Annotated in this window: 19 protein-coding genes and 1 tRNA gene; 16 read left to right on the forward strand and 4 right to left on the reverse strand. The window is 46.3% G+C overall.

The window, feature by feature from the left end; translation table 11 throughout:
* The first annotated feature begins 10 nt into the window (after positions 1-10).
* The 4 genes from eno to TA_RS04565 all read left to right on the forward strand — a co-directional run bounded on the left by eno (position 11) and on the right by TA_RS04565 (position 2856).
* Positions 11-1216, forward strand: a complete 1206-nt coding sequence (gene eno / locus TA_RS04550; protein WP_010901292.1) for a phosphopyruvate hydratase — start codon at positions 11-13, stop codon at positions 1214-1216.
* A complete protein-coding gene (dph5, locus tag TA_RS04555; protein WP_010901293.1) occupies positions 1201-1974 on the forward strand; it encodes a diphthine synthase in 774 nt (257 codons plus the stop codon). The genes eno and dph5 overlap by 16 nt, the downstream gene beginning before the upstream one ends.
* Before the next feature lie 63 nt (positions 1975-2037).
* Positions 2038-2382 (forward strand): Rieske (2Fe-2S) protein, encoded by a 345-nt coding sequence (locus TA_RS04560; RefSeq protein ID WP_010901294.1) that lies wholly within the window; start codon positions 2038-2040, stop codon positions 2380-2382.
* 57 nt (positions 2383-2439) lie between these two features.
* Positions 2440-2856 (forward strand): PPC domain-containing DNA-binding protein, encoded by a 417-nt coding sequence (locus TA_RS04565; protein WP_010901295.1) that lies wholly within the window; start codon positions 2440-2442, stop codon positions 2854-2856.
* A gap of 14 nt (positions 2857-2870) precedes the next feature.
* Here the strand turns inward: TA_RS04565 and ppdK are convergent, their stop codons facing one another.
* Complete coding sequence (gene ppdK, locus TA_RS04570; RefSeq protein ID WP_052295740.1) at positions 2871-5480, reverse strand: pyruvate, phosphate dikinase; 2610 nt, start codon at positions 5478-5480, stop codon at positions 2871-2873.
* A gap of 192 nt (positions 5481-5672) precedes the next feature.
* Between ppdK and TA_RS04575 the strand changes: the two genes are divergently transcribed.
* On the forward strand, positions 5673-6380 hold the full coding sequence (locus TA_RS04575) for an alpha/beta fold hydrolase (RefSeq protein WP_010901297.1): 708 nt from the start codon (positions 5673-5675) through the stop codon (positions 6378-6380).
* Here the strand turns inward: TA_RS04575 and TA_RS04580 are convergent.
* Both TA_RS04580 and coaBC read right to left on the reverse strand, forming a co-directional pair.
* A complete protein-coding gene (locus TA_RS04580) occupies positions 6370-7128 on the reverse strand; it encodes a carbon-nitrogen hydrolase family protein (protein ID WP_010901298.1) in 759 nt (252 codons plus the stop codon). The two genes, TA_RS04575 and TA_RS04580, sit on opposite strands and share 11 nt — an antisense overlap.
* Positions 7129-7137: 9 nt before the next feature.
* A complete protein-coding gene (coaBC, locus tag TA_RS04585) occupies positions 7138-8322 on the reverse strand; it encodes a bifunctional phosphopantothenoylcysteine decarboxylase/phosphopantothenate--cysteine ligase CoaBC (protein ID WP_010901299.1) in 1185 nt (394 codons plus the stop codon).
* Positions 8323-8517: 195 nt separating this feature from the next.
* On the opposite strand from coaBC, the gene TA_RS04590 reads away from it, so the two are divergent.
* From TA_RS04590 to TA_RS04620, 7 genes are all read left to right on the forward strand, one after another.
* Complete coding sequence (locus TA_RS04590) at positions 8518-9234, forward strand: TrmB family transcriptional regulator (RefSeq protein ID WP_010901300.1); 717 nt, start codon at positions 8518-8520, stop codon at positions 9232-9234.
* A 2-nt stretch (positions 9235-9236) separates the two neighbouring features.
* On the forward strand, positions 9237-10082 hold the full coding sequence (locus TA_RS04595) for a deoxyribonuclease IV (protein WP_010901301.1): 846 nt from the start codon (positions 9237-9239) through the stop codon (positions 10080-10082).
* Complete coding sequence (locus TA_RS04600; protein ID WP_010901302.1) at positions 10083-11240, forward strand: DUF1015 family protein; 1158 nt, start codon at positions 10083-10085, stop codon at positions 11238-11240.
* A 204-nt stretch (positions 11241-11444) separates the two neighbouring features.
* Positions 11445-11517: transfer RNA gene (locus tag TA_RS04605), tRNA-Thr, on the forward strand.
* A gap of 388 nt (positions 11518-11905) precedes the next feature.
* A complete protein-coding gene (locus TA_RS04610) occupies positions 11906-13123 on the forward strand; it encodes a mevalonate 3,5-bisphosphate decarboxylase (protein ID WP_010901303.1) in 1218 nt (405 codons plus the stop codon).
* A 178-nt stretch (positions 13124-13301) separates the two neighbouring features.
* Positions 13302-13931 carry an adenosylcobinamide amidohydrolase gene (locus TA_RS04615; protein WP_156778512.1) on the forward strand — a complete coding sequence of 210 codons (630 nt, stop codon included), beginning with the start codon at positions 13302-13304 and terminating at the stop codon, positions 13929-13931.
* Between the two features lie 299 nt (positions 13932-14230).
* On the forward strand, positions 14231-14503 hold the full coding sequence (locus TA_RS04620; protein WP_010901305.1) for a ubiquitin-like small modifier protein 1: 273 nt from the start codon (positions 14231-14233) through the stop codon (positions 14501-14503).
* 33 nt (positions 14504-14536) lie between these two features.
* Here the strand turns inward: TA_RS04620 and pyk are convergent, their stop codons facing one another.
* Entirely contained in the window at positions 14537-16171 is a 1635-nt protein-coding gene (pyk, locus tag TA_RS04625) for a pyruvate kinase (RefSeq protein WP_010901306.1), read from the reverse strand.
* 424 nt (positions 16172-16595) lie between these two features.
* On the opposite strand from pyk, the gene gdh reads away from it, so the two are divergent.
* The 4 genes from gdh to TA_RS04645 all read left to right on the forward strand — a co-directional run bounded on the left by gdh (position 16596) and on the right by TA_RS04645 (position 20786).
* Complete coding sequence (gene gdh, locus TA_RS04630) at positions 16596-17681, forward strand: glucose/galactose 1-dehydrogenase (RefSeq protein WP_010901307.1); 1086 nt, start codon at positions 16596-16598, stop codon at positions 17679-17681.
* Positions 17672-18508 carry a bifunctional methylenetetrahydrofolate dehydrogenase/methenyltetrahydrofolate cyclohydrolase FolD gene (gene folD / locus TA_RS04635; protein WP_048161852.1) on the forward strand — a complete coding sequence of 279 codons (837 nt, stop codon included), beginning with the start codon at positions 17672-17674 and terminating at the stop codon, positions 18506-18508. The genes gdh and folD overlap by 10 nt, the downstream gene beginning before the upstream one ends.
* Before the next feature lie 259 nt (positions 18509-18767).
* On the forward strand, positions 18768-19481 hold the full coding sequence (locus TA_RS04640; protein ID WP_241761803.1) for an NAD+ synthase: 714 nt from the start codon (positions 18768-18770) through the stop codon (positions 19479-19481).
* 6 nt (positions 19482-19487) lie between these two features.
* Positions 19488-20786: a cation:proton antiporter gene (locus TA_RS04645; RefSeq protein WP_010901310.1), complete on the forward strand. Its 1299-nt coding sequence runs from the start codon at positions 19488-19490 to the stop codon at positions 20784-20786.
* Positions 20787-20807 lie beyond the last annotated feature (21 nt).

Genomic DNA, 20807 nt, shown 5'->3' on the forward strand with positions numbered 1-20807 from the left:
ATAGGTACGCATGGAACTACCTATAGAAGAAATAAAAGTAAGAAAGGTCCTTGATTCAAGGGGAAATTTTACCGTGGAGGCCGACGTCACGGTTCCGAATGGTTTTGGAAGGACCTCTGCGCCAGCTGGAGCGAGTACAGGGGAAACAGAAGTTATAGCCTTTTCCAAATCCGGAATCGACGCATCGATACAGTTCTTCGAATCTAAGGTGAAGAGATCACTTATAGGATTCAACGCACTGGATCAGAGCGGCTTCGACAAGCTTCTCACCGATATAGACGGATCGGGCAACTTCTCCAATCTCGGAGGAAATCTAGCAACCGCCTTATCCATGTCAGTAGCCAAGGCAGCAGCACAGAGCCTTGGAATACCACTTTACAGATACGTCGGAGGAATCAGATCAACCATACCCAGGCCGATGGGCAACGTCATAGGCGGCGGAAAGCATGCAAGAAATGGCACATCGATACAGGAATTTCTCGTATCCGCTCAGGGCAGCACATTCCTTGAGTCAGCGTACATAAACGTGCTAGTGCACAGGCGCATCGGCGACATGCTTTCCGACAAATTCAAAGACATAAGCATAGGCGTCGGCGACGAGAGGACATGGAGCGTTAACCTCAGCGATGAGGAGGCTTTCGAGATACTGAACGAGGCGGTCAAGGAGATTTCGTCCGAGAAGAAGGTTAAGATATACACAGGTGTTGACTTTGCAGCAGATTCCCTGTACGAGAATGGAAAATACGTGTACAAACACACAACGAAGAGCAGGGATGAACAGATAGATTATGCCATATCGATATCGAAAGACTTCGGTGTCTACTATATCGAGGATCCCATGTACGATACTGATTTCGACGGCTTCGCGGAGATAACGGCAAGAATAGGGGATAGGAGCCTCATCGTGGGCGACGATCTGTATACAACAAATCCGGACAGGATAAGAAAGGGTGTGGAGAAGAAATCCACCAACGCTGTGCTCATAAAGGTGAACCAGATCGGTACTCTAAGCGCAGCCAGGGAAGCCGTGGCCGTTGCCACATTTGCCGGAATGAAAAATATAGTGAGCCACAGATCTGGAGAAACCACCGATGATTTCCTCGCGCACCTTTCAGTGGCCTTCGGATCCACGTTCGTCAAGACTGGAGTGATAGGCGGAGAACGTGTTGCAAAGCTGAACGAGATAGCGAGGATAGAAGAATGCTTAACATCATAGGAGTTGGACTTCGAGGGACTGGCAGTATAACATTTGATGAATTCGATGCGCTGCGCACCAGTGATTTCGTGTACGCCGATATGTACACGTCCATAGGGCAGCCCGGGCTAATAAGAAAGATCAGCGCCATGATCGACAGGGACATCTTACCGCTCACAAGGGATGAGATAGAGAATGGATCGATACTTCCACAGGCTGCATCGAAAAATGTAAGCCTTATCGTTGTAGGCGATCCATTGATGGCCACCACGCACAACGAACTCAGGTACGAGGCCATGAACCAGGGGATTGGCGTTCGGATCTTCGAGAATGCGTCCATACTGAATGCCGCAATAGGAAAGGCAGGCCTCATGGTTTACAAGGTTGCGCCTCCCGTCTCCCTGCCCAGGATATCCGAGAAATTTTTCCCGCTCAGTGTCATAGACAAGATAAAGAGGAACGCTGACCTCGGATTACATACACCCGTGCTCATAGATCTTGAAGATCAGGAAAACATACCTCTGCACGATGCGCTTGCATCGCTCTTGGAGATGGAGAGAAGAAGGGAATACAGCGGAATCATCAGAGAAATATGCGTACTCTCCCGCATTTCCTTCCCAGATGAGAAGATACTGTTCGGAAGGATCGAGGACATGATGCAGCAGGAAGTCAACTCGCCCTACATGATGTTTATACTATCGAAACTCGACGACAACGAGAGGAGGTTTCTGTCTCTATTTTCCGAATCCGTTTCCAAAGTAAGCGATGCCAGATCCTGAATTTTTTCAAATATATGAAAATGTTTATGGCAAAAAATTTAACTTATAAAGTTATAACTCAGTATGGTCTACAGAAAGGTAACAATTTCGACAAAGGTTTTTGAAAACACGAACGCCATCGTCGCATGGGTTTCGGGAAGGCCGGTTCTTCTATCCAAGTATGAAGGGAAGTACTATGCAATGGATGCCGTCTGCGGCCACATGGGCTGCGCAATTCTCGATAAAGTTGAAGGTAAGGAGGCCGTCTGCCCTGCACACAGGGCAAGATACGATGTAACAACCGGCAAGAAGACTGCGGATGCCGTCATAAGGCCTGAGGTAAAATGCGAATACAACGAAGCCAGTGACACGCTAAAAGTGTACCCAGTGCGTGAAAACAATGGGTTTTTAGAGGTTGATATGCCGTGATCTCTTCACGTGCATGACCCTGCGTATGTTAATAACCAATGAAACGATCTTTATCTCATGTACTCTAAGATGGAGGGCAACTTCATAGTCGCCCGCTTCGATAAGAATACATCCTTTTTTGAAGACCTGGAAGAGGTATGCAACAAGCACGGCGTCAAAGCAGGAACAGTTGTATGGGCAATCGGCATGCTCAAGGATTTTGAAGTTGGATACTGGAACGGACAGGACTACGAGAAAGAGACGTTCAGGGAGCGCCTTGAGATAGTGTCACTTCACGGCACCATAGCGGAGAACGATCCAAAGTACCACATACATGCATCAGGAGCAAGATCTAACCACATGATAGTCGGAGGCCATCTGTTCTCTGCCACGGTTGATCCGCTAATAGAGATACAGATAATGAAGATCGAAGGGCCAAAGATGACCAGGGTTCAGGACCCATCAGATAAACTTTTCAAGCTCAAAATAGAATGAATGAAAAATTATTTTCAATATTTTGAGATCTGTGTCATCTCCGGCCTGTTCCTAGCTATGCTGGATCTGGCTGCAGCCAGCCTAGCCACCGGTATCCTGTGGGGCGAGGCAGACACATAATCCAGACCGATCTCGTCGCAGAACTCTATCGTATCGGGATCTCCGCCCTGTTCGCCGCAGATTCCGACCTCGAGATCAGGCTTTGCCCTCTTGCCCCTCTCTACGGCCATCTTCATTAGTTCGCCAACTCCATCCCTGTCAACGGATGAGAACGGATCACTTTCCAGAATGCCGTTTTCAAGGTAGAAGAACATGAACTTGCCTTCAGCGTCGTCCCTGCTGTATCCAAACGTCATCTGAGTGAGATCGTTCGTTCCGAATGAGAAGAAGTCGGCATACTGTGCTATCTTATCTGCAGTAACACATGCCCTCGGTATCTCTATCATTGTCCCAAACTTGTACTTGACCTTCTCGTGATTCCTCACGGACTTTGCGGTCTCCTCGAGCCTTGCCCTGATCTTCCTGAGTTCGTTGTGGTGCCCGACAAGAGGTATCATTATCTCGGGATATATTTCACGGCCTTCCTCTATGACCTTTGCAGCTGCTTCGATTATAGCCCTGACCTGCATATCGTATATTTCTGGATAAACAAGTCCAACACGGCATCCTCTAAAGCCCAGCATGGGATTGAACTCCTCCAGATCCCTGACCGTTTTGAGAAGCTTTTCAAGGTATGGCAGATCCTCGATTTTTCCCTTTCCGTTATTTACGTCGTATATCTGCCTTATGATGTCCTCCTTGTTGGGAAGGAATTCGTGAAGTGGTGGATCCAGAAGCCTTATTATAACAGGATAACCCTCCATGGTGCGGAAGAATTCGACGAAATCGTGTATCTGCATCGGTAACAACTGATCAAGGTATTTCTTTCGATCTTCAGGCGTCTCGCTCATTATCATCGATCGCATAATCCCTATCCTGTCGTTGCCAAGGAACATTCTCTCCGTCCTTGCGAGGCCTATGCCCTCTGCACCATTCTCGCGCGCGATCTTGGCCTCTTCCGGCGTGTTTGCATTTGCCCTCACACCCAGCCTCCTGTACTTATCAGCGATCTCCAGAAGCCTCTTCGAATAATCGTCAACTGTGGGTTTCTCTACGGGCAACTCGCCCTCGTAGAAATAGCCAGATGTGCCGTCTATGGTCACCACATCGCCTTCTCTGAGCTTCTTTCCGCCAATGGTCAGCGTCTTCTCATTGGCATTCACCGACATGGATTCCACGCCCACCACGGCTGGCTTTCCCATTGCTCTGGCCACAACCGCAGCATGCGATGTCATGCCGCCCTTCTGCGTCAGGAATCCCTCACACACAGCCATCCCACGCACATCGTCGGCCGTGGTTTCAGGTCTGACGAGGATCATCTTCTTCGATTTCCCAATCTCAAGGGCACGCTCGGAAGAGAATACGATCATGCCAGAGGCTGCACCTGGAGATGCTGCAAGCCCCTTTCCGAGCGGAATTTCCCTACCCGTGGTCTTTACCTGCGGATGCATAGTCCTGTCGAACGTCGCCGGCGTAATCCGCATCAGGGCTTCCTCTTCCGATATGATCCCTTCATCCACCATATCAATGGCGATCCTGATGGCTGCCTTTGCACTCCTTTTCCCAGTCCTTGTCTGCAGCAGGTAGAGTTTTCCTCGCTCCACTGTGAACTCTATATCCTGCATATCCCTGTAGTGGTGTTCCAGGATGTCGCACGTCTTCATCAGATCCGCATAGACCTGCGGCATCTCGTTCTGCATGTCATCGATGTACTTCGGCGTCCTTATGCCTGCAACGACATCCTCGCCCTGGGCGTTGGTAAGGTACTCGGCAAATACCTTCTTCTCTCCCGTGTTTGGATCTCTTGTAAAGGCCACACCAGTAGCTGAATCGTCGCCCATGTTCCCAAAGACCATTGCGACTATGCTCACAGCCGTGCCCATATCATCCGGTATTCCATTCATCTTTCTGTAGGCAACAGCGCGCTTGCTGTTCCACGAGTTGAAAACCGATTTTATGGATTCAACCAGCTGCGTTTCTGGATCCTGAGGAAAGATCTTTCCATGCTTGCGGTATATTACGGTGTACTGATCGATGAGGCCCTGAAGGTCCTGTACAGTAAAGCGATCCTCATCATAGCCCCTCATCCTCTTGACTTCTTCTATCTTCTCCCTGAACTCCTCATGCGGAAGCCCATAGACTATCTCTCCAAACATCTGTATGAGTCTCCTGTAGGCATCCATGGCAAAGCGCCTGTTATCGGTCATGAATGCCAATCCTTCAACAGTGCTGTCGTTCAGGCCCACGTTCAGTACCGTGTCCATCATGCCAGGCATACTGACCGGTGCCCCTGATCTTACCGAAACCAGCAGCGGATTCTTTTCGTCGCCGAATACCCTGCCTACTTTATTTTCGAGATCGTGCAGTGCCTGCATGACCTGATCCATCATGCCTTCGGGGAAACCGCCATGTTTCAAGAAGGCGATGCATGCCTTCGTCGTTATGGTAAATCCTGGAGGTACATTCAGACCTATCTTTGTCATCTCAGCTAGGCCGGCTCCCTTCCCACCGAGGAGGTCAACCATTTCTTTTCCTCCTTCATCAAATCTATAGACAAACTTCTCTATTTGTGCCACGGCGTCCTATTGAATGATATAAAAAGTTTTTTGCGGAAAATTTTTTGTTTAATTTTTCTTCTATACGAAAATCATTATCAAAAAAACGTAATTCGAAATACACATACAAGCTTTATATAACATGTGAAATAAAGTTTATATATGGATAGACATTCAATAATGACAAGTTTTGGAAATCTTTCATATCTGGAACGGCCCGGCTCATATCCTCTTGTGTTTCTTCATGGCTTAGGCGGGTCTGGAAACAACTGGATCAGATTGGACAGATTTCTCGATGGAAGATTCAGGATGATCTGTTTCGATCTGCTTGGCCATGGAAGAAGCGATAAACCAAGGGTAGAATATACTGTGGAGGTTCAGGCCTCCGCAATCGTGGAAGCGCTTTCCAAACTTGGAGTAAACAGATTCACACTGGTTGGAAATTCGTATGGAGGATGGATTTCGCTATACATAGCTCTTAAGAAGAAAGTTCCAGATTATTTAGTGCTTGTTGACAGCGCCGGCCTAAATCCAACAATAGCAGAACTCGGCGATGAGAAGCTGAATGAATTCGTAAAGAAGGTCATGTCGGTAGAGGAGGGAAACGACGAGTACGTCATCAGAAATATATCCATAAACAACTCAAAAGAAGAGTGGAAGATAAAGGATGAAGATCTGAGATCAATAAAGACCAAAACGCTGATAATCTGGGGTACAGCAGACAACGTCCTCAGCATCGAGTATGGGAGGAAATTCCACGAACTGATACCGAATAGCCTGCTTTTTGAGATACCATATGCAAAGCACACGCCGCAGATAACGCATCCTCAGATCGTTGCTAGAATAATAAACGATAACGTCAGAATTTGACGTTTTCTACATTTTGGAATGAGTATATGCCCGGGTCCTCCCCATACCTCTTCTGGCGTCCTTCTTCGTAGTCTGCGGGATCCAGTAGAGCATCGAAGACGAGATCGTGAGAAATGGTCTTCCTTATCCTGAATCCATTTCCATCTCTATAGGGTGTCACGGCGATCGAATTCCCACCGAACGGATCGGACAGAGAATTTACGGAAATGACCGGAACGCGGTTCTCAAGCGATCTGGCTGATATATAGAGATGCCATTCTTCGACGAAATCAGAACGTATCAGCGATGGGTTTATGACGATGTTGCACCCTGATCTCATCAGTACCTTAACGTAGTACGGGAAGTCTATGTCATAGCAGATGGGCAATCCGATACTCAGGCCTCCGCCCGTAAATATCTTGACAGATGATCCTGATCTATATTTTCTGGGTTCGTCAGCATATAGCGATATCTTGTCCTGATAGCCGACCATCTTCCCGTAATGGAAAAGATAAGACCTGTTGTATAGCGAAGTGCCGTCGCGTATGCTGAAAGAACCTGGCACGAAAAATGGGATGTGGTCTTTATCGACGCCGTCCAATGCGCCGATCAGTTCCTCTTCCGTAAATTCACCAGTGACCCATTTTTCTGGAAACACCACGATATCCGATGAAATATTTGACAGTATGGACCGAACGGTATCAAGAGCCTCTGATTTCTCGGTTCTCCTTGCCTGAACTGCGGTTATTTTGAGTGTTCCTGCCTCCATGTACAGACCTCACAGCATGGTGGAAAGCTGCTTGAGCAGCTCCCTTGTCATTATTGGCTTCGGCGCATTTTCGATATCACGCGAACCACCGTTCCACACAAAGCGGTAGCTATTCTTCACCTTGCCGAACGGCCCATTCGCATATGTGTTCACAACGGCCATATCGACCTTATTGTTGAAATGCGACATGACGTCCTCATCGATGTCGTCGGTGAGGCGGAATGCAATAAGCCTGCCGTTGAATTTTCCTCTTATTTTGTATATGATCTTTTCCCTTGGATTCAGTGTGATCCTCAATGGCTGGTCGCTGCTGTATTTCTTCTGTGATCTCTCTGCTACTTTAAAGTCCGGAAGTGCGGCATTCACTATTACAGCGTCATATCCCTCTTCGATCTCATCCATCGTTTTCTTTTCAAAATCATCGATCGTATGGGCCTCTACGTATTTCACATAACCTGGAAGATCGAACTGGGTGTTTCCAAGATATGTGATGGAGGACGCACCCATCCTGTAGGCGTTCCTGGCAAGCCATACGCCTGTAAAGCCGCTTCCCGCGTTCGTTATGCTGCGAACTGGATCTATGGGTTCTTCGCCGCGTCCTGAAATTATGAGTATTTTCTTACCAGCAAGATCCTTGTGAACGGAACGGCAAACGCCATCCAAAATGGCCCCATTGCCATTTAACTTCGCTTTCTCATCATCGTATATAGGATCAACAAAGTTGACACCAAGTGATCTCAATTTTTCTATGTTGGCTAGATTTATGGGATTCTCCATCATGCTTCTGTGCATAGCTGGAGCCACAACCGTTTTAACACCATGGCCGAAAGCAAATGAGAAGAAGAGCGAGGGAACGCTGTCCGTTATTCCATTTGCCATCTTGCCCAGCGTGTTGTACGATGCTGGCGCTATGAGCAGTATCTTTTTTTCTCTATTCTCCGTGAAAAGCGATATATGTTCAATGCGTCCCGTTATCTCTGTGACCACATCCCTCTCTGATGCCCACCTCATGACCTCCGGGCTGACCATTGCCGCTGAGCTCTGACTCATACCAACTATGACATCTGCGCCTTCCCGCCTAAGATCCCTTACCAGATCCGGAATTCTGTATATGGATATGCTTCCGGATGTGGCAACTATGACGGTATACCCCTCGAGCATCCTGGAGTACGAATTTTCATCATAGGGCAACATACATGTACATCATATGATTGTAGAAATACTATTGTGAAGCTTTAAATTTCCAATCTATTTCTTCAAATTTTTGTATAATAATTTTAATTTCATCTATATTATAATTAAAGATGAAATCATTTAATATTGGCAAATACGTAAAAATTCCATTATGAAAATTGAAAAGGTTTTTAATTAATAATAATATTAGTAGTCGTGGAAGCTAATAATGGAAAGATGGAGAGGATTCAGGAGATGCTCCGCATGTTTGGGCTCTCTTCCTATGAAGCTCAGGGTTTTGCGGCGCTTGTTTATCATGGTGTGGCGAACGCAGACACCATAGCCAGCACTGCCAATATCCCAAGGACGTCTGCCTACAAAGTCATGGAATCGCTGGTCAGGAAGGGGCTTGCAAAGGCCACTGAAGGCAGGCCAAGGATGTTCAAACCTGCGAAGATGGAGGAGATAAGGGACTATTATGAAGAAAAGCTGCAGCAGCTATTCAGGGATCTAAAGGAACTCGAGGATAACGCACCATCCAGAGGCGAACCACAGCTCATCTACACGATAAATGGGTCACAGAAGGTCATGGAGAAGATCGAGGAGATGATAAACCTGACCGAGCATGAGATAATGATCTCCACACCCAAGATAATAGAGATAAGGAAGCAGATGAAGAAACCCATAGAAAATGCCATTAAGAGAGGTGTGAGGGTTGTCTTTGTCATACCGCCAAACAAGAGGGTTCCTGCTAACGTGATAGTTTACAGGAGAGACGGACTAATAGCGACGGACATAGTTAGCGACCAGATCAGGGCGCTCATTGCCGGCCCGGATCTTGAAACATGCGGATACAGCGATAATCCAATGCTCAGCATGCACGTATACCAGTTCATAAACATACTGATAAATAAGCCAGAGATTCAGGGATAGCCTTGATCGATGAAGCTATAAGGTCTATATCGAAGAAATACACTATTGGTGGCCACATATCCGTTGCGGGCGGCCTTCATAATGGTCCGGCAAGAGCAGCCGTGTTCGGTTTTCCAACATTTCAGTTTTTCTCCAAGAATCAGATGCGCTGGTCATCGCCGCCGCTGAAGGATGATGAAGCAGCGGCCTTCAAATCCGAGGTTAGAAAATACGGCATAGAAAGCACGATGATCCATGCCTCATATCTTATCAATCTGGCATCAGCAGATCCTGATCTTTACAAGAGATCGATGGAGGCTTTTCACGACGAGATAGATCGATCCGATAAACTGGGATCTACCTTCCTGACCGTGCATCCGGGATCGAATCCAGACCGTGCCGACGGGATCCGGAGAGTAAGAGATGCCCTCTCAACGATCGGTGATCATGCCGTAATAATATTGATAGAAAACACCGCGGGGCAGGGAAACGTTATCGGAACAAGGCTTGACGAAGTTGCAAAGATAATAGATACCTCAGATAAGAAACTCGGAGTCTGCATAGATACATGCCATGCATGGGCATCAGGCTATGATCTCAGAGATTCGCTTGAAAAATTCATAGAATCGCTTGATTATACCATAGGCCTGGACAGGATCTTCGCATTTCACCTAAACGATGCAAAGCGAGAGATGGGCAGCAGGATAGATCGCCACGAACTCATCGGGAAGGGAACTATAGATGGCGGTTTGATAAACCTCATAAGAGATGATCGGCTAAGGGCAAAGCCGAAGATCATGGAAACACCATTCGGCGAGGCAAGATTCGAAGATAACCTCAGGTACATGAGTTCGAAGATCGGTGAATAGTTGGAAGTCAAACCCTTTAGACCACTGATATACAGGAAAGAGATAGATGGTATGATCTCTCCTCCGTTCGACGCCATAACGCCAAAGCAGGAGATAGAATTGAAGAGGAATCCATATAACATAACCTACCTGACGCTGCCGAAGGGCAGAGACGGCGTCTCGCATGCCAGGATGATAATGGAGAACTGGATCGAAAACGGTGTTCTTCTAAGGGCTGAGAGGGACTGCATCATAGTGCTCAAACAGATCTTTTCTGCGAACAGCAGGAGGATCACAAGGTACGGCATAATCGCCAGAGTGCGCGTATTCCCGGAAAATGGCGATGTTATACCGCATGAGAGGACTTTTGACGAGTTTGTCAGGGATAGAGAGATACTCATGGAAGGGATAGGAAGCCAGCTTGAACCAATATTCTTAGTTACACTGAAGAATGAGCTGCCCCAGTATCTGAAAATTATAACTGAGAACATGAAGGAGGATAATCGATACTTTGGGCCGGAAAATGTTGAGAATTATGTTTACTACATATATGACCATAAGGAGATCCAGAAGATATCCAACATCCTCAGGAACGATATAGCGATAGTAGCAGACGGCCATCACCGGCTGCAGGCAACAAAGAACATTGCATCAAGGCAATCTGGGCTAGCAAGAGAATTCTGGAGCTACGCCATGTCTTATGTGACCTCTATACACGATGAGGGCGTCCTCATAGGTGGAGTCCACAGGGTCATATCGAGCAGATTCAGATTTGACGCGGATAGGGCCTCAAAGTACTTCTACGTGGACCAGTGCGATACGATAGCTGGAAACGATCCCGTGATATACGATGGCCGCTTCTACTGCATCAGGCCTCGTGAAAATGTATACGACAACATCATCGATAGCCTCAATGATTTCCTCTTCTCAAAGACCATCGGAATGTCGACCATTGATCTGGAAAGGGATGTTATATATACGCATGATTACGCTGAGGTGGTTAACCTGGTTAATTCGGGTAGCTTCTCCTTCGGGGTAATAATGCCAGACTGGGACAAGGCCCATCTAGTAGAGCTACTGCTCACGAGAAAGATACTACCGCAGAAATCCACATATTTCTATCCGAAAATTCCTTCTGGCATCTCTATAGACAGCATCTCCGAATTCATCGTTACTTGAACAGCCCTATTTCAAAATGTGAAGAAATCAAACGCATGTTTTATTGCCATGACAAATCTTCAATCACAATACGTGCTTTTCCTGCTTACATTTTGATGGCAAACCGATAATAGAAATCTTTTTGTGGATCTGAACTATTTAGCTCCAACGCGCTGAGACAGTCAGGGATATTAAGGTCTGATGCGGTCTCAGTTCCTGATCTATGCCACTGTAGCTCAGTAGGTAGAGCAGCTGATTCGTAATCAGCAGGTCGGGGGATCGATGCCCTCCAGTGGCTCTTCTACAAAACATTGATCCTTTGACACATCAAGCAAATTTTTATGTACTGGAAACTCCCAATTACCTGTAAGTTGATAGTGTCACAAAGTTTGTATATGCATAATCTGCGAAGACCAAGGGAGAAATTTCATGAAAAAGAAGCATGTATCTTCTGGATGGGAAAACGAGGCCATATTGCATAGAATATCCAATTAAGAATACAAAGGAAGTTGTGGATCTGCCACTAAGGACATCATACAAATCCTAAAAAATAGGATATTCCATCAAACCGCATTATAAATATCCAAAAATCTCGATCACACAGAGATAACGATATATGAAGCATGAATAGAATTCTGTCGATAAGAAACGGTTTAAAAACATTAAATAATTGCGGCAGCTATCTTTTGGATACAGCCGGAATGGAACATTCCGTATCCTGGATAAGTTCAAATTCAGATGAACTTATATTACGATCATGGATATCATCTCGTATGGATATTGCAGAGCTTCACAGGGCAGGAGATGATATCAAGGAAATGATGAAAAGCGAAGGTTATTACTCTGAACCCAGCAAATATGAAGCAGAATTATCGGACGGAAATATTACTTTTGCATATTCATATCCAATAAAGGCCTTCGAAAAATTTCTCGGTTATTATGATAGGGAGAACAGAATTGCGTTTAACCCATCCATATCCATGCGCACGGACTTTTCATTCTGCCTGGCTGCATGCAGATACAGAAAAAACGGTAAAACAGACACCGTTGTGCTGGATGGATATGCTGATAATAAGTACTACAAAAAGGCGAAATTTGCTTTAGATAAATTCCGCAGCGAATATTCAATAAATGGCTCCTTCGACTTTTATATAAAGAGATACAGAAGATACCAAAAAGCCAAGGGCCTGAGCGAATCTTCGGCCGTCGCAGCAGCTGTTTCCAGAGCCCTGATATCGAATGTATTTGGCGATGATGCGGCGAAAGACGATATATTTGTCTCCAGATATGCAAGGTTGGTATCCGGATCTGGAACACGGGCAGCACACGACGGAATATCCATGTGGCTCTCATATCCTGGTATGGATTCTAGAGATTGCGTTGCTTTCAAAGTGGGTAAAAGCAATGAAAACCTTAATTATGGGGTTTTTCCGAAATATAGCGATGTTGCGACGGACAACGCGCACAGCATAGCTGTAAATTCAGTTTTCTACGGTACGTGGGTAAGTGAAAAGTTCAGCAATGTTAAGAGGCTGATTTCGGATCATTTTGACATCAACGATCTGCTGAAAATCGGCGAAAACGACATGCTAAGACTAAATTCGATTCTGATGTCAGGTGGTCTCATAATTCAAACTCCTGACAGCCTCAGAATACTGAAGGAAATACTTAAATTTAAATCAAAGAATGAAGGGTTTTATTTCACTGCGGATACCGGCCCATCAATTGCCATTTTCTCATTCGATAGATCGCTGATCGACGAGTTCAGAGAAAATGTGAATGACGAATACATAGAGGGGAGCTACGACTTTAAGGGATACAATAATAGGATGAGAGATTTCATCAGGGAGGCCCAGGAATATTTCACGCAAACACCTGGTGAAGACGAAGAGGATCGCCTGTGAGTAATTATGGGATCCCTCAACGATTCATCATTGGATCAGCAATTGCAAGATTTTTTATGCGGTAGACGATCGCCTGCGGTGTTATCTTCAGTGTTAGCGATGAAAGGAATCCACAAAAGGCGAACTGTGAAGCTTGGATTCAAATTAAAAGATCCTGCCGTTTCAGGTGATCTAGAGTATGTCAACTAAACCATTTGAGATGAGAGAAGAGGCTGGCTATTACGTGATCGAATTCCAGCATAAAGCCTGGACAATGAGCTCTGCTCCATTCAATGGAGGCTGCGGCCTCCGATCCACATACATCAACAGGCACGTGGACAGCAATTATTCGCATGAAGTCAGAACTGAAGTGGAGAGCTTTTTGAAGAGGCAGAACCTGGCAACTGAGGACACAGTGGTTACATTAACGGCAGCCGACGTGTCCAGATACGTTCATGCGTCGAAGCACGTGGAAGGCTGGCATATCGACATCTTCCTTACCGCTGGATTTGACAATGCCATATCTATCGGAAACCGTTTTGGAAAACCTGGCACGATAAACATCGCTGTTGTAACTGACATGCCGCTCAGCGAAGCCGCCATGGTCAATATGATGCAGTCCATGGTAGAAGCGAAGTCCCAGTTTATGAACGACTACTGCATAAAGGATATCAGAACAGGAAAACCTGCTCCTGGAACGTCAACGGATACCGTATCCCTTTTCGTCGTCAATAGCGAGGGAAACATCGATTATGCCGGCAGATTGACTGAGGCTGGATATTACACTTCCATGATGGTTTACAATGCTCTAGCGCTATCCTACAGGTGAGCCACTCCTATGTCGAGGCGTCGGATCTTCTTCCTGATTCATAGACCGACTTCTGCCTGTACGGATATATACCGGACTAGTCCGAAATAGCAATCTCTACAGGCGTAAGTTCGGACCGCACCAGCCCCATTCTACTCCAATATACGTTAAATGACCACGAACTTCTCTATCAGGGAAGTCCGTGCATCTCATCGCTGAAGATCGACGTTTTGCTGCTTCCCTCAAACCCCTAACTTTCTTATAAGTAAAGGATGACTCATTAAATATACATTTAAATAAGATGCATTAATCGTTTATTTATGGTAACAGTGCGTTATTACGCTACTCTGAGACCCATCACAAAAAAGAAGGAAGAAACCTTCAACGGGATCTCAAAGATATCAGAACTCCTTGAAAGGCTCAAGGTTGAGTATGGATCAGAGTTCACCAAGCAGATGTATGATGGGAATAATCTCTTCAAGAATGTTATAATACTTGTGAATGGCAACAACATAACCTCCATGAAGGGCCTAGATACCGAGATAAAGGATGATGACAAGATCGACCTGTTCCCGCCTGTGGCCGGCGGATAATCAGGGGATCGCAGCGACCATCATTCGTCGATTTTATTTTTGATCCGGCGAAGCCATGAGTATTATTCCCGTATTTCCATCGATGTATATGCGCTCGCCTTCCTTTATCTGACGAACCAATCTTGCCTTGGTTACAACCGTTTTTCCCTTTAAAGAAGACATAAGAGATGGCTTGATATCAGATGTGAATATGAATGCCCTGAAATCAGTTCCAGGAATTCTTCCATCCTCAGACATGAGTATGTCTCCCTTCGTACCGTAAGTTGCCGTACCGGATAAGCTATCTCCAAATGAATAGCCTCTTCCTATGAATTTGCCTACAACGGCCACCTTGACGTCGTTCGTCCCTCCAAACGTGAAGTACGGATCGCCGCTGGTCATCACGAGCTTACTTCCATCAGCGAACCTACCAGAACGCACTATGTATTCCATAATCTCTGAAAAACTAAGATCTTCTGCGTTGCCCTCCATATGCAATGGCAATACGCCGAAGTATATGTTCAGCTTTCTGGCAAGACTCTCGCTTACAGTGGCAGCGTAGACCATGGCCTTTGGCCTCAGCGACGATATCATCCTAACGGTTGATCCAGTATGCGTAAGTGCCACTATCCCATCGCTCTTGATATCATCAGAGAGTATCTTCGCTGCCCTTGCTACTGAGTATGCTATGGTGTTTCCCTTAAAGTAATATGAAGAATCGAACGACACCTTGTCCTCCACGTAATCCGAAACCTCCTTGAGCGTACGGACGGCCTGAACCGGATACTTTCCTATCGCACTCTCCTCGGAGAGCATTAAGGCATCTGCATTGTCTATGATCGCATTTGTAATGTCTGAAATCTCTGCCCTTGTGGGTGAACTGTTGTTTACCATGGATTCCAGCACCTGGGTCGCTACGATAGTGAAATCGCCATCCTCATGCGCTGTCTTTATTATGTGCTTCTGAGCCAGCACGACCTCTTTCAAGGGAAGTTCCACACCGAGATCGCCACGCGCCACCATGATGCCATCGGATGACTTCACTATCTCCTCTATGTTATCCAGGCCGCTCTTCGTCTCTATCTTCGATATTATGTACTGATCGCCACCGCTGTCTATAACGAAGTCGCGCAGGCTGTCAACGTTCTCAGATTTCTGCACAAATGAAAGGGCGAAGAAGTCCACGCCATCCGCTATGCCCTCCCTTATGAAGGCACGATCCCTGTCCGTTATGGTTCCGAGCTCTATGAAACGGCCGGGGATATTCACACGGCTCCTGTCCCTTAGAACGCCATCGTTTAGAGCCCGGATTGTGAACGGATCTGTTGATTCAACCTCGAATGATACTTCACCATCGCTCATCAGTATCCTGTCGCCAACCTGAACAGCCGAAAGCACGTTCATGTTGTTCAGGACTATGTCTTTGCCCATGACGTAGTCCTTACCGGATGATATTTTCAATGTACCACCCGCGAATTCGCCCGTTCTGAGCTCTGGGCCCTTCAGGTCTATCATTATACCAACGTCCCTGTTGATAGAACGAACCATCTGCGTTATCTTCGATACATCCTTTATATCTGCATGTGCAGAATTTATTCTTACCAGCGAAAGACCGTTGTCTATCATCTGTTTCATTATCTCGGGCGAACTGCTAGCCGGGCCTATTGTCGCAACTATCTTGGTCTTCATGAGCACACACCTCCAAGCAGCTTGGGATCATTTGAATGGACTATTATGATCGATCGCCTTTCATTTACATGAGCGTGAATTCTTTCAATGAAACCTACTTTTAGACATTTTTGTGAAGAATATGCACCGTAATCAGCATAAGATTTACTTGATCCATTGGATCGATTGTAAACGAACGATCCATGAAATCCGCGAGTCAAAATTTTCCACATCATTATTGGTTATGTAAACATCACAATAAATCCTTTTGATCCGATTTCACTTCTAGCAAAACATGCACCAGGATGCTGCTCAGGGACATCGTTTCCTTCATCCGTGCAATATGCGGGCATCATATCGAAGGCCAACATTGCGTCCAATAAACGGTTCTCGAAATGCGCAACACATTAGAAATTAATTAATAGAATCTAGCATTCCCGCACTTATGACTGAACAGAAAGCCATTGTGACAGATGCGCCCAAAGGTGGCGTGAAATACACAACAATAGACATGCCTGAACCGGAACATTACGACGCCAAGCTTTCACCTGTATACATAGGAATATGCGGAACGGATCGTGGAGAGGTGGCTGGTGCCCTGTCATTCACGTACAATCCAGAGGGGGAGAATTTTCTTGTTCTCGGGCACGAGGCGCTTCTGCGTGTTGACGATGCCCGTGATAATGGCTACATAAAGAAGGGCGATCTTGTAGTACCCCTCGTGAGAAGGCCTGGAAAATGCATCAACTGCAGAATAGGCAGGCAGGATAACTGTTCCATAGGTGATCCGGACAAACATGAGGCTGGAATAACTGGGCTTCATGGTTTCATGCGCGATGTCATATACGACGATATAGAGTATCTCGTTAAGGTTGAAGATCCAGAACTGGGAAGGATCGCAGTGCTTACGGAGCCTCTGAAAAATGTCATGAAGGCTTTTGAGGTCTTCGACGTTGTGTCAAAAAGATCCATATTCTTCGGGGACGATTCCACGCTCATAGGTAAGAGGATGGTCATAATAGGCAGCGGGAGCGAGGCTTTCCTCTACTCGTTTGCAGGCGTAGATCGCGGTTTCGACGTCACAATGGTGAACAGGCACGATGAGACGGAAAACAAGCTGAAGATCATGGACGAGTTCGGCGTCAAGTTCGCAAACTACCTTAAGGACATGCCGGAAAAGATAGATCTCCTGGTTGACACCAGTGGTGATCCAACGACGACATTCAAGTTCCTCAGGAAGGTAAACAACAACGGCGTCGTCATATTGTTCGGCACGAACGGCAAGGCGCCCGGCTATCCAGTGGATGGCGAGGACATAGATTACATCGTGGAGAGGAACATAACAATAGCCGGATCGGTTGATGCCGCGAAGATACACTACGTGCAGGCCCTTCAGTCCCTCAGCAACTGGAACAGAAGACACCCAGATGCCATGAAGAGCATCATAACATACGAGGCGAAGCCGTCCGAAACCAACATATTCTTCCAGAAACCACACGGAGAGATAAAGACGGTGATAAAGTGGCAGTGAAGATCCTCAGGGGAGAGGAGATCGCCGAAAAGAAAGCCGAAAACCTGCATGGGATAATTGAAAGATCCGGGCTCGAACCATCGCTGAAACTTATACAGATTGGAGATAATGAGGCTGCCTCAATATATGCCAGGGCAAAGATCAGAAGGGGAAAGAAGATCGGTATAGCCGTGGACCTGGAAAAGTATGATGACATTTCGATGAAAGACCTTCTGAAGAGGATAGACGATCTAGCGAAGGATCCACAGATAAATGGAATCATGATAGAAAATCCGCTGCCAAAGGGCTTTGATTATTATGAGATAGTCAGGAATATTCCCTACTATAAGGACGTGGATGCGCTCTCCCCATACAACCAGGGACTCATAGCCCTTAACCGTGAATTCCTCGTGCCTGCAACACCCCGTGCCGTGATAGATATCATGGATTACTATGGATATCATGAAAATACGGTGACCATAGTGAATAGATCTCCCGTTGTTGGCCGGCCACTGTCGATGATGCTTCTCAACAGGAATTACACAGTATCGGTATGCCACAGCAAAACAAAGGATATAGGCTCGATGACAAGATCTTCGAAGATCGTGGTTGTGGCCGTGGGAAGGCCTGGATTTCTCAATAGGGAAATGGTTACACCAGGGTCCGTTGTCATAGATGTCGGCATAAACTACGTAAACGACAAGGTGGTTGGGGATGCAAATTTTGAGGATCTTTCAGAATATGTAGAGGCCATAACCCCTGTGCCGGGAGGGGTTGGCCCGATAACGGCAACAAACATACTCGAAAACGTTGTGAAGGCGGCAGAATTCCAAAAAAACAACCTGTAAATTTTTAAATTCCATTACCGATCCATTTACAATATCAGAAAATTAGGAGCGTATGCCCGGTTACCTCTCTTCAACTTACTTTTGCGATGAATCGTTTCCATAGAAATTGTACAATTGAATGATCATGGATCGACGCTGGTGATGCGGCATTTCGGAAAAGAAGCAATCTTTGGAATACGCTTATGCGAATGAAATTCCAGCAGATGACAACGAAGTTTTATAATTAATTTGCAATACGTTTATCCGTATGCCGGATTATATGCAAGAAATTGAAAGAATTTCGGAATTCCTCAGAAAGGTTCTTCAGGGGAAAAATGCCGTCATCGGCATCAGCGGCGGAATTGACAGTTCCGTCACACTTGCGCTTTTAACAAGATCAATACCGAAGGAGAGAATAATCCCGGTTTTCATGCCGGATCGGAACACACAGCAGGCAGACTATGACGATGTGCAGAAGCTCACACAGAAACTTGGGCTTACGTACAGAGAAGTGCGGATAGATCCCATGGTCGATTCATTCGTTAGCACATTGGCTGCTACCGATCGTGCCGCAATAGGAAACATAAAATCCAGAACAAGAATGATCATACTCTACTATTTTGCAAACACCAACGGCGGCATGGTCGTTGGGACAACAAACAGAACGGAGCTGCTTCTTGGCTACTTCACCAAATACGGTGACGGAGGATGCGATGTCGAACCAATTGAGCATCTCTACAAGCGGGACGTCTACGAACTCGCGAAGATACTCGATATTCCTGAATCCATAATGAAGAAGAAGCCCACCGCTGGACTGTGGGCAGGGCAGACGGATGAAGACGAGATAGGCATGTCATATGCGCAAATGGATGAAATACTGAGCGATGTATTCGATAAGGGAACATACAATGATAAGCCGGAGTATAAGAAAATAATGGAAATGCACAGCCTTTCCGATCATAAAAGGAACCTTCCTTACTCACTGAAAAAATGATCTCAGATGACGGCCATCTTTCCATTTGGATATTATCTGGACGTGAGCCTCATTCTCGTTCTCGGGGCCATAGCTCTGCCCATATCCAGGAAGATGTCCGTCGTTGAGATACCGATACTGGTCTTTCTAGGCATAATAATAGGGCCGATGCTTCACCTGATTAGCCCTAATTTTTCCGTCTACCTCTTCTCCTCATTCGCCGGCGTAGGCATAGGAATGATGGGGCTTGTGATCATACTGTACAGCGAAAGCCACAACATGAATCTTAAGGTGCTCAGAAGCGAGTTCTACCGCATAGCCTCGCTGGACACTTTGGGCGTTATAATAACTGCAGTCGTTGCTGGGCTTGTCTTCACCGTACTGACTGGAGCCCCAATAATAGTGGGCTTCCTCTTCGGTGCCATAGTGTCGCCAACCGATCCGGTCACTCTGATACCACTGTTCAGGCGCGTAAAGGTGAGCGAGGACATATCGGAGATACTTGTAGGCGAAAGCCTCTTCAACGACCCGGTTGGCATAATACTAGTATCGGTAGGCATTGCGCTTCTGGCCCCGCAATCCTCTTATGTTTCACTGTTTTCGGCCATGAATAGAGTGATAACATTCTATCCGTCGATCGTCGCGTACTTTCTGATTCAAGTGGCTGTTCCATCCATAGTTGGAATAGCAATAGGGTTCAGCGTCATATACTTGGACAAGAAGATAAAGTTCGAAAATTACTTGACGGCCATGCTCCTCGGCCTGGTAATATTTGAATTCACAGTGTTCGAAAGCCTGTCGATAACGCCTTTTCCGGCCATAATAGCGACCGGCGCAATTGTCGGCAATTTTTCGGACAAGAACATATTCTGGTCAAGGGAACAGAATTTTCAGGAAAGCCTTTCATTCCTCAGCGCGGCAATCATCTTCATACTCATAGGATCTTCTTTCACACTTTCAGAAATAGTTTCCTACATTCTCCTCGGGATTGCGCTGACCATCCTGATCGTTTTTCTGGTCAGGCCGCTTGCCGTATTCCCAAGCCTCATGATAGCCGATGCCAGGAAACCGAAGATGAAGTCGTATTACAAGATTGCGGCATTCATATCCCTAGTCGGCCCCAGAGGGGTTGTGCCAGTCGTTCTCTCAACCCTTCCATACGTGGTCGGCGAGGAATACAACATCCCTGTTCTTGTCACATGGGGCCCGCTTATAAGCGTATCTGCGCTCTTCGTGGTACTGTTCTCAATAGTTCTACAGACGCTTTACACACCCATAATAAGAAACATTTTCCTGCCTGATTCAGGAAATGGCTCCGAGAAATAGTCCGATCGTGTGCGAAAACTC

The sequence above is a fragment of the Thermoplasma acidophilum DSM 1728 genome, assembly GCF_000195915.1.
GTDB lineage: Archaea > Thermoplasmatota > Thermoplasmata > Thermoplasmatales > Thermoplasmataceae > Thermoplasma > Thermoplasma acidophilum.

Bases quoted from the DNA above. Each gene is read 5' to 3' on its own strand.
- TA_RS04640 (WP_241761803.1), top strand. From the start codon at position 18,768: ATGCAAGAAATTGAAAGAATTTCGGAATTCCTCAGAAAGGTTCTTCAG.
- TA_RS04560 (WP_010901294.1), top strand. From the start codon at position 2,038: ATGGTCTACAGAAAGGTAACAATTTCGACAAAGGTTTTTGAAAACACG.
- TA_RS04615 (WP_156778512.1), top strand. From the start codon at position 13,302: ATGTCAACTAAACCATTTGAGATGAGAGAAGAGGCTGGCTATTACGTG.
- eno (WP_010901292.1), top strand. From the start codon at position 11: ATGGAACTACCTATAGAAGAAATAAAAGTAAGAAAGGTCCTTGATTCA.
- dph5 (WP_010901293.1), top strand. From the start codon at position 1,201: ATGCTTAACATCATAGGAGTTGGACTTCGAGGGACTGGCAGTATAACA.
- ppdK (WP_052295740.1), bottom strand. From the start codon at position 5,480: ATGGTTGACCTCCTCGGTGGGAAGGGAGCCGGCCTAGCTGAGATGACA.
- TA_RS04580 (WP_010901298.1), bottom strand. From the start codon at position 7,128: ATGGAGGCAGGAACACTCAAAATAACCGCAGTTCAGGCAAGGAGAACC.
- TA_RS04620 (WP_010901305.1), top strand. From the start codon at position 14,231: ATGGTAACAGTGCGTTATTACGCTACTCTGAGACCCATCACAAAAAAG.
- TA_RS04575 (WP_010901297.1), top strand. From the start codon at position 5,673: ATGGATAGACATTCAATAATGACAAGTTTTGGAAATCTTTCATATCTG.
- coaBC (WP_010901299.1), bottom strand. From the start codon at position 8,322: ATGTTGCCCTATGATGAAAATTCGTACTCCAGGATGCTCGAGGGGTAT.
- gdh (WP_010901307.1), top strand. From the start codon at position 16,596: ATGACTGAACAGAAAGCCATTGTGACAGATGCGCCCAAAGGTGGCGTG.
- TA_RS04645 (WP_010901310.1), top strand. From the start codon at position 19,488: ATGACGGCCATCTTTCCATTTGGATATTATCTGGACGTGAGCCTCATT.
- pyk (WP_010901306.1), bottom strand. From the start codon at position 16,171: ATGAAGACCAAGATAGTTGCGACAATAGGCCCGGCTAGCAGTTCGCCC.
- TA_RS04565 (WP_010901295.1), top strand. From the start codon at position 2,440: ATGTACTCTAAGATGGAGGGCAACTTCATAGTCGCCCGCTTCGATAAG.